An 8,920-nucleotide genomic window follows, 5' to 3' on the forward strand; every position below is an offset into this window, starting at 1 on the left:
ACAGCGCCACCACCACGCCCGGCGGCACGGTGAACCTGTCGATGACGATCACGAACAACAAGACCTACGACATCTGGTTCGTGTACCAGACCATCGAGCCCACCTGGCTGACCACCCAGCGCCCCGACCTCAAGTACTCCTTCACCGGGTGCAGCCTGGCCACGGCCGCCGGCGCCACCCCCTGCTCAGGGACCGGCCCCGCCAACCTCGGCACCAACTACGGCGCCACCATCCCGCCCGGTCAGAGCCGTACCGTCACGCTGACGCTCCAGGTCGCCGCCGACTCCGGCTGCAACGGCAACATCGGCTTCTACTCGTACTACTACGCCGAGTTCAGCGACTCCACGAACACCAGCGGCGGCCCGGTCTACACGCCCCAGACGCGGGTCCTCTGCGCCTGACGGTTCGCCCAGGATCCGGGCATCCGCGGGGGGCGTGACCTGAAATGATCTGCGATCACGTACTTGTCGCGGTATGGACCACTGACAGCTCGACCGGCGGGCCCCCACGGCCCGCCGGTGCACCGCACAGGGCCCGGACCAGCGCGCCGGGCCCTCATGGTCATCCGGAACCGACCCTCCGCACCCCCGATGGCGACGGAAAACCACCGCAATCGGTTCCATGTGATTCCGTTTGGACACCTTCGCTTTTCCGTCATGTTTCTCCGCATGGCCACGAAAGCTCCACACAGACACCACTATGTGACGCGACGGATGCGTCGACGACTGGCTTCTGAGGGGGACGCCGGCGTCACGCAAGGGGGTGCGTCCGCTCAGGAGAGGCGTGCTCACCCCTGCCCGGGGAGGGGACTTCACCGCATGAAGCGGACCTTACGCACCACCGTGCTCACGGTGGGCGCGCTCATCGCCGCACTCGGCCTGCCCGCCGGCCCCGCACAGGCCGACGACATCGCACCCCGAATCGACCTGCGGGTCCTCGTGGTGAGCGACGGAGGCCCGTCCACCGACGCCATCGCCGCCGAACTCACCGCGGCCGGCACGCCGTACACCGAGATCGACCTGACCCGGTCGGACCGGCCCGTCATCGACACCGGCTTCCTCGCGGACACCGTCGACGGCCGCCCGCGCGCCAAATTCCAGGCCGTCGTCCTGCCCAACGACAACCCGTTCCCGGCCGGTTCCGCCGAGATGGCCGCCCTCGTCGCCTACGAGCAGACGTACGAGATACCCCAGGTCGACGCCTACACCTACGCCCGCCCCGAAGCCGGACTCCAGTACCCGGTGTACGGCGGCTACTCCGGCGGCATGGACGGCGCCCAGGCCCAGGTCACCGCCGCCGGCAAGGCGGGCCCGTTCGGCTATCTCGACGGGGCGGTGCCCTTCGAGGACAACGACCCCGCGATCGGCGAGAGCTACGCCTACCTCTCCAGACCCGTGACGGGCGCCGACTTCACCCCGTACGTCGACGCCGCGATCCCCGGCCAGTCCACACGGGGGAGCCTCGTCGGCGAGTACCGGCACGACGGTCGCCGCGAACTCGTCGTCACGTTCGTCTACAACCAGTACCAGCAGCAGTTCCGGCTGCTGGCCCGCGGCATCGTCGAATGGATGACCGGTGGCGTGCACCTCGGCGCCTCCCGGAACTACTTCGCCGTCCATGTCGACGACGTGTTCGCCGCCGACGACCGCTGGAACACCCAGCTCAACTGCACCCCCGGCGACGTCGACTGCACCGACCCGAACGCGCAGCCCGACCCCATCCGCATGACCCCGGGCGACGTCGACCACGCCATCACCTGGCAGAACCAGAAGAACTTCACCCTCGACTTCGCCTACAACGGCGCCGGCAGCGTCGACCACCGCGAGGACCACAACGGCACCGACGCCCTCGCCGACCGGCTGATCGCGCAGCGCGACAGGTTCCGCTGGATCAACCACACCTACTCGCACCCCTTCCTCGGCTGCGTCCAGGACACCAGCGTGGTGCCCTGGAAATGCGCGACGAACGCCGACGGCTCCACCCGCTGGGTCAGCCGCAACGAGATCTCCGACGAGATCGCCACCAACCGCGTCTGGGGCCAGATCAACCAACTGCCCTTGCAGAACGACGAGTTGGTCACCGGCGAGCACTCCGGCATGAAGGTCCTGCCGCAGCAGCCCCAGGACAACCCCAACCTCGCGCTCGCCGTCGCCGACAACCACATCACCTGGCTCGGCTCCGACAACTCCCGCGAACCCGCCCAGCGCCAGGTCGGCCCCGCCACCACCGTGCCCCGCCACCCGATGAACGTCTTCTACAACGCGGGCCGCGCCGCCGAACAGGTCGACGAGTACAACTGGATCTACACCAGCCGCGCCCAGGGCGGCAGCGGCATCTGCGAGGACAACCCCGCCACCACCACCTGCCTCACGGCACCCCTGGACACGGCCACCGGCTACGCGCAGGTCATCGTGCCGCTGGAGAAGCGGATCGCCCTCGGCCACGTCCTCGCCAACGACCCGAGGCCCCACTTCATCCACCAGTCCAACCTCGCCGAGGACCGCATCGCCTACCCCGTGCTCAGCGGCGTCCTCGACGGCTACGCGGCCCTCTTCGCCGACAACACCCCCGTGGTGAACCTGCGGATGAAGGACATCGGCGCCGAACTCAAGCGCAGGGCCGCCTGGCAGGCCGCCCTCCAAGCCGGCAACGTCACCGCCCACCGCATCGGCACCACCGTCACCGTCGACGCACCCGCCGGCACCGCCGTCACCGCCACCCTCCCCACCGGAACCACCCGCGGCGGCACGGCCTTCGGCGAGGCGTACGCGGGCGCCGCCTCCGGCTGGACCACCGCCACCGGCGCACCCCTCACCCTCACCCTGCCGTCCTCCGCCGACGCGCCGACCGTCTCCCCCGCCGAACCCGGCAAGGCCACGAAACCGGCACCGGACACCCGGGTCCCCGCGGGTGTGAGCGAGAGAGTCCCCTACGGCGCGGACACGTCCACCGAGGACGACTGAGGCGCACACCGACCGAAGGTCCCGGCCGCCCACCCGGCGGCCGGGAGCGGTACGAACCACCCCACACCTCGGCCGTGGAGCACAACGATGCCCGTTCCGCACGGAACGCGAAACCTTGGCGCAACGCGCGTCACTTTGCTTACCGAAGGCACCTATCCCCATAGTCACGGCGGCGTCAGCGTCTGGTGCGACCAGCTCGTCCAGGGCATGCCCGACCTCGACTTCGACGTCATCGCCGTCACCGGCACCGGGCGCGAACCCCTCGTCTGGGAGCTGCCCGCGCAGGTCTCCCGTGTGCTGTCCGTCCCCATGTGGGGCGACCCGCCCGAGGGGGACCCGCCGCGTGGGCGCGCCCGCAACCGGCTCGCCACCGCCTACGAGCAGTTCCTCACCGCCCTCCTCGACCCCCGCGCCGAACCCGGCTTCGCACCCGCCCTGTACACGATGGCGAGGGCCGCCGCCGACGGCGCGCTCAGCCCGTTCCTGCGCTCGGACCGGGCGATCACCCTGCTGACCTCGGTGTGGAACCGGCCCGGCCTCGCCGTGCACGAGTCCCGCCCCACCCTGCACGACGCGCTCACCGCGACCTCCCTGCTGGAACACGCCCTGCGCCCGCTGGCCGCGCCCCCACCCGAGACCGGGGTCGCCCACGCGGTCAGCGGCGGCGTCGCCGTCCTGCCCGGCCTCGCCGCGCTGGACCGGCACGGCGTCCCCCTGCTGCTCACCGAACACGGCGTCTACCTGCGCGAACGCTATCTCGGCTATCGCACCGCCCCCTACCGCTGGCCGGTCAAGGCGGTCGTCCTCGGCTTCTTCCGCCTCCTCGCGGAGGAGACCTACCGCAGGGCCGCCCTCATCACCCCCGGCAACCGCTACAACCGCCTCTGGGAGGAACAGGGCGGCGCCGACCCGGAGTCCATACGCACCGTCTACAACGGCGTCGACCCCGCCGCGTTCCCGCCCGCCGGGCCCGAGCCGGAGACCCTCACCCTCAGCTGGGCGGGCCGTGTCGACCCGATCAAGGACCTGGAGACCCTCATCCGGGCCTTCGCCCTCGTCCGGGAACGACTCCCCGAGGCCCGGCTGCGGCTGTTCGGCGGAACCCCCAAGGGCGGGGAGGCCTACCGGGAACGCTGCGAGGCCCTCGCCGCCGAACTCGGACACGCCGACGCCGTGACCTTCGAGGGCCGCGTCGACGACATCAAGGACGCCTACGCGGCGGGCAACGTCGTGATGCTCTCCAGCATCAGCGAGGGCTTCCCCTTCACCCTGATCGAGGCCATGTCGTGCGGCCGGGCCACCGTCTCCACCGACGTGGGCGGCGTCCGCGAGGCCGTCGGCGACACCGGGCTCGTGGTACCGCCCCGCGACCCGGCGGCGATGGCCGCGGCGGCGCTGGACCTGCTCGGCGACCCCGCGCGCCGCGCCGCGATGGGGGAGGCGGCCCGGCTGCGGGTCATCGAACAGTTCACGCTCCGCCAGACCATCGACACCTTCCGGTCCATCTACCTCGAACTCCCCGCCCTGGTCCGCGCTCCGGCGGACGTACCGGTCGCACCGGGGGAGCTGACCGCGATCAGCACGGTGGCCGGATGAGCGGGCCGATGTCACTCGAACCCGGCGGCGTCGAACACGAGACGCTCACCATCCGCCTCGCCGACCGGCGCCGCCCACGCCGCCGCCCCAGCTGGGCCCTCGCCGACGACACCACCCTCACCATCCGGCTGCCCCGCCAGGGGCCCGACGAGGCGGCGGTCAGCGAACTCGCCGCCGAACTCGCCGACCGCATAGGCCCCGCCGTCCACCCCTACGAGGTGGCCGCGTTCCTGGAGGCGGAGGGCCTGTCCGCCACCGTGATCAAGGAACGGTACGGCCACCCGAACCTCTTCTCCCTGGCCGCAGCGCTCTACGAACGAGTGCCGAGGACGTTCCCCGAGCCCCCGTCGCAACCCGACGTATGGCGCCCCGACACCGTGCGCTGCCTGCTGCGCGGCGTGCTCTTCGCGCTGCCCGGGCTCGCCTATCTGCTCACCGCGCCCCTGTGGAACCCCGGCGGTCACGCCCCCGCCCTGATCGTCGCCGGACTCGTCTCCTGGGCCTGGGGCCAGGCCCTCGGCCACCGCGCCCATCTGCGCATGGCGACCGGACGGCACGAGGCCGCCCGTACCCTCCTGACCGGCGCGCCCCTGGGCGCGGCCGTCGCCACGGCCGCCGCGGCGCTGCCCGCCGGGGGCGGACCGGTGACCCTGGTCGCCGCCGCGCAGTCCGCCTACCTCGCGGCGGCCGGCGTCCTGCTGGTCCTGGCCCGCGAACGGCTGCTGCTCGCCGCGCTCAGCCCGCTGATCGCCGGCGCCGCCGTCCTGCCCTGGTGGGAGCCCGGCCCCCTGCTCCGGGCCGGACTGCCGGCGCTCGCCCTGACCGCCACCCTCGCCGTCACCGGCCGGGTGCTGCGGACCGCGCTCGCCGTCGACGCCGTACCGGGCGCCACCCGCCCCCGCCTCCTGCCGTCCCTGCCCTACGGCCTGTTCGGACTGGCCGCCGGAGTGCTCGTCCTGCTCGAAGGACGCGAGGAGCCGTACGCGGTGATCGTCCTCACCGTCAGCATGGGCCCGGCCGAATGGCTGCTCTACCGCTACCGGGGCCTGTCCGTCGCCGCCCTCCGGGCCGTCGCGACCCCCGCGGGTTTCCTGCTCCGCTCGGCAGGCGTCCTCGGTCTCTGCCTGCTCGCCTACCTGCTGCCGCTGCTGCCCGCGGCCCTGCTCACCGGCGCCGAACCGGCGCCCCTGCTGCTCCTCGCCGCCGCGCTCTGGACCGCGCTGCTGCTCCAGGCGTTCGGCGCGGCCTGGCCCCCGGCCCTGATCTGCCTCGCCGCGGCCGGCGCCGCAGGAACGATCACTCTGCTGCGCCTGCCACCCGGCGACCCGGCGCTGCCGCTGAGCTGCGCCGCCGCCGCGCTGTGTCTGTCGGTGTGCGCGCTGCGCGTGCTCGGCAGGCCCGCGCCGCACGCCTGAGCCCCGCGCTCACCCATGACCCCGCCGCAGTCCCCGATCCGACCTACCGGAAGGACACCACCGTTGACCTCCGCACCGCTCGCCGCCGTCACCGGAGCCGAGGGCTTCATCGGCTCCCACCTCACCGAGGCACTCGTCGCCTCCGGCCACCGCGTGCGCGCCATGGCCCAGTACAACTCCTTCTCCTCCTACGGCTGGCTGGAGACCCTCCACCCCGACGTCCTCGACCACGTGGAGATCGTCCTCGGAGACGTCCGCGACCCCGGTTCCGTGCGCGGCCTCCTCGAAGGCGCCGCCACCGCCTACCATTTGGCCGCGCTCATCGCGATCCCGTACTCGTACCAGGCCCCGCACAGCTACGTGGACACCAACGTCACCGGCACCCTCAACGTGCTGGAGGCCGTCCGCGCCCTCGGCACACCCCGCCTGGTGCACACCTCCACCAGCGAGACGTACGGCACCGCGCGGACCGTGCCGATCACCGAGGACCACCCCATCCACACCCAGTCCCCGTACGCCGCCTCCAAGGCGGGCGGCGACCGGCTGGCCGACAGCTACCACGCCAGCTTCGACACCCCCGTGGTCACCCTGCGGCCGTTCAACACCTTCGGACCCCGCCAGTCCATGCGCGCCGTGATCCCCACGGTCATCGGTCAAGTCGCGGCGGGGGAGCGCACCATCACGCTCGGGGACCTGCGGCCCACCCGCGACTTCACCTTCGTCAAGGACACCGCGCAGGCGTTCCTCGCCGTCGGCACCGCGCCCGCCGAGCGGGTCGTGGGCCGCACCTTCAACGCCGGCACCGGCGGGGAGATCGCGGTCGGTGACCTCGTCGCCCTCATCGGCAAGGTGATGGACACCGGCCTCGACGTCCGCGAGGACGCCGCCCGGATCCGACCCGCCAACTCCGAGGTCATGCGGCTCGTCGCCGACGCGAGCAGACTCACCGCCGCCACCGGCTGGCAGCCCGCCCATTCCCTGGAGGAAGGACTCGCCGCGACCGTGGAGTTCTTCCGTGACCCGGCCAACCTCGCCCGCTACAAGACCGGGATCTACAACATCTGACTCCCGTCCGGAACGACCCGCACGGCCAGCGAGGCCGCGCGGTCCACGAAGTCCTTGAAGGAGGAGCACCATGCACGCAGTGATCCTGGCGGGAGGCAAGGGCGTACGGCTGCGGCCCTACACGACCGCGCTGCCGAAGCCGCTCGTCCCCATCGGCGACCAGCACGCCATCCTGGAGATCGTGCTGCGCCAGCTCTCCACCGCCGGATTCACCCACTGCACCATCGCCATCGGCCACCTGGGCGAGATCATCCGCGCCTACGTCGGCGACGGCTCCCAGTGGGACCTGACCGTCGACTACGCCACCGAGGAGAGCCCCCTGGGCACCATGGGCCCGCTGCTCAACCTGCGCGACCGGCTCCCCGAGGAGTTCCTCGTGATGAACGGCGACATCCTCACCGACCTCGACTACGCCGACGTCCTGCGGCGGCACCGCGAGTCCGGCGCGCCGCTCACCATCGCCACATACGCCCGCAAGGTGCACATCGACTTCGGGGTGCTCACCACCGACGACAGCAAGGTCGTGGCGTTCACCGAGAAGCCGAGCATGGACTACCGGGTCTCCATGGGCGTCTACGGGGTGTCGCGTTCGACGCTGGAGGGCTACACGCCCGGACTGCCCCTCGGCTTCGACGAACTGGTCCTCGACCTGATCAGGGCCCAGAACCAGCCGCACGCCTACGAGTTCGACGGGTACTGGCTGGACATAGGGCGCCCCGACGACTACGACCGGGCCAACGCCGAGTTCACCACCCGTAAATCGCTTCTGCTCAAGGGAGCCTGAGCACCGCATGCGCATTCTCGTCCTGGGTTCCACCGGCTATCTGGGCGGCCATGTCACCGCACGGCTGCGCACCCTGCCCGGCGCGCGGGTCCTCGGCGGCGGGCGCTCGCCGGCCGCCGAGTTCCCCGTGGACCTCGCCACCGTCCGACCCGAACACCTGGCGAGGGCCCTGGCGTCCGTCGCGCCGGACACCGTGGTCAACTGCGCGGGCGCCACCGGCGGCGACGCCGTGACCCTCGCGGAGGTCAACGCCCGCGGCCCTGCGGTGCTGTGCGCCGCCCTGCGCGAGGCGGCGCCCGGCGCCCGCCTCGTGCACCTGGGCTCGGCCGCCGAGTACGGGCCCGGCGCGCCCGGCACCCGGGTGACCGAGTCGGCGCCGACCCGCCCGGCCGCCCCGTACGGCGCCACCAAGCTGGCCGGCACGGTCGCGGTCACCGGTGCCGGCCTGGACGCGGTGGTCCTGCGGGTCGGCAACCCTGTCGGGCCGGGGGCACCGGCGAGCGGACTGCCCGGCCGGATCACCCGCCTGCTGCGCACGACCGACCGGGACGGGGTGCTGCGGCTGGGCGACCTCTCCGCGTACCGCGACTTCGTCGACGTCCGCGACGTCGCCAGGGCCACCGTCCTCGCGGCCACGGCACCGGGCCCCCTGCCCCCGATCCTCAACATCGGCGGCGGCCAGGCAGTCCTGGTACGCGACCTGGTGCACCTCCTGGCCGCCAAGGCAGGCTTCCGGGGCCGCATCGAGGAGAACACGACGGGGGCGGGGGGCCCGGCGGGTGCGAGGCGGGTGGCCGGACCCACCGGGGCACCGGGTCCTGGAGGCACGGACGGGGCTCCTCGCCCGGGGGATGTGGCACACCGGGCCGGGGGCCACGGCTGGGCGGGTCACATCGGCCCGGCGGGTCCGCCGAACCCGAGGGACCGGTCGGGTCGGGCGGCATCGTCCGGTTCGGCCGGTCTCGTGGACCCCGCGGACGTGGGCCACCCGACAGGCTCCGCGGACTCGGACCACTCGGCGGGCCCGGCGGGCTCGGGCCACTCGGCGGGCCCGGCGGGCTCGGGCCACTCGGCGGGCCCGGCGGGCTCGGGCCACT

6 protein-coding genes and 1 pseudogene are annotated in these 8,920 nt (G+C 72.7%); all 7 read left to right on the plus strand.

The genetic code is table 11. The features are described from left to right. On the plus strand, nt 1–401 hold a 401-nt coding region (locus tag M8J73_RS38395; protein WP_249829666.1), incomplete at its 5' end, for a hypothetical protein. 417 nt (nt 402–818) lie between these two features. Beyond that, on the plus strand, nt 819–2,963 hold the full coding sequence (locus M8J73_RS38400) for a hypothetical protein (protein WP_055541825.1): 2,145 nt from the start codon (nt 819–821) through the stop codon (nt 2,961–2,963). A gap of 87 nt (nt 2,964–3,050) precedes the next feature. Beyond that, nucleotides 3,051–4,559 (plus strand): GT4 family glycosyltransferase PelF, encoded by a 1,509-nt coding sequence (gene pelF, locus M8J73_RS38405; protein WP_055541824.1) that lies wholly within the window; start codon nt 3,051–3,053, stop codon nt 4,557–4,559. Beyond that, entirely contained in the window at nt 4,556–5,974 is a 1,419-nt protein-coding gene (locus M8J73_RS38410) for a hypothetical protein (RefSeq protein ID WP_249829667.1), read from the plus strand. Before pelF ends, M8J73_RS38410 begins: the two co-directional genes overlap by 4 nt. Nucleotides 5,975–6,037: 63 nt before the next feature. Then, a complete protein-coding gene (locus M8J73_RS38415) occupies nt 6,038–7,039 on the plus strand; it encodes a GDP-mannose 4,6-dehydratase (protein ID WP_055536687.1) in 1,002 nt (333 codons plus the stop codon). A gap of 70 nt (nt 7,040–7,109) precedes the next feature. Beyond that, a complete protein-coding gene (locus M8J73_RS38420) occupies nt 7,110–7,823 on the plus strand; it encodes a nucleotidyltransferase family protein (protein WP_055536688.1) in 714 nt (237 codons plus the stop codon). A gap of 7 nt (nt 7,824–7,830) precedes the next feature. Next, nucleotides 7,831–8,619, plus strand: a pseudogene (locus M8J73_RS38425) (SDR family oxidoreductase); the annotation flags it as partial. Nucleotides 8,620–8,920: the final 301 nt, after the last annotated feature.

This window comes from Streptomyces neyagawaensis (assembly GCF_023516595.1).
Classification (GTDB): Bacteria; Actinomycetota; Actinomycetes; order Streptomycetales; family Streptomycetaceae; genus Streptomyces; species Streptomyces neyagawaensis.

Coding starts and splice junctions, on each gene's coding strand:
- M8J73_RS38400 (WP_055541825.1), top strand. CDS start 819: ATGAAGCGGACCTTACGCACCACCGTGCTCACGGTGGGCGCGCTCATC.
- pelF (WP_055541824.1), top strand. CDS start 3,051: ATGCCCGTTCCGCACGGAACGCGAAACCTTGGCGCAACGCGCGTCACT.
- M8J73_RS38410 (WP_249829667.1), top strand. CDS start 4,556: ATGAGCGGGCCGATGTCACTCGAACCCGGCGGCGTCGAACACGAGACG.
- M8J73_RS38420 (WP_055536688.1), top strand. CDS start 7,110: ATGCACGCAGTGATCCTGGCGGGAGGCAAGGGCGTACGGCTGCGGCCC.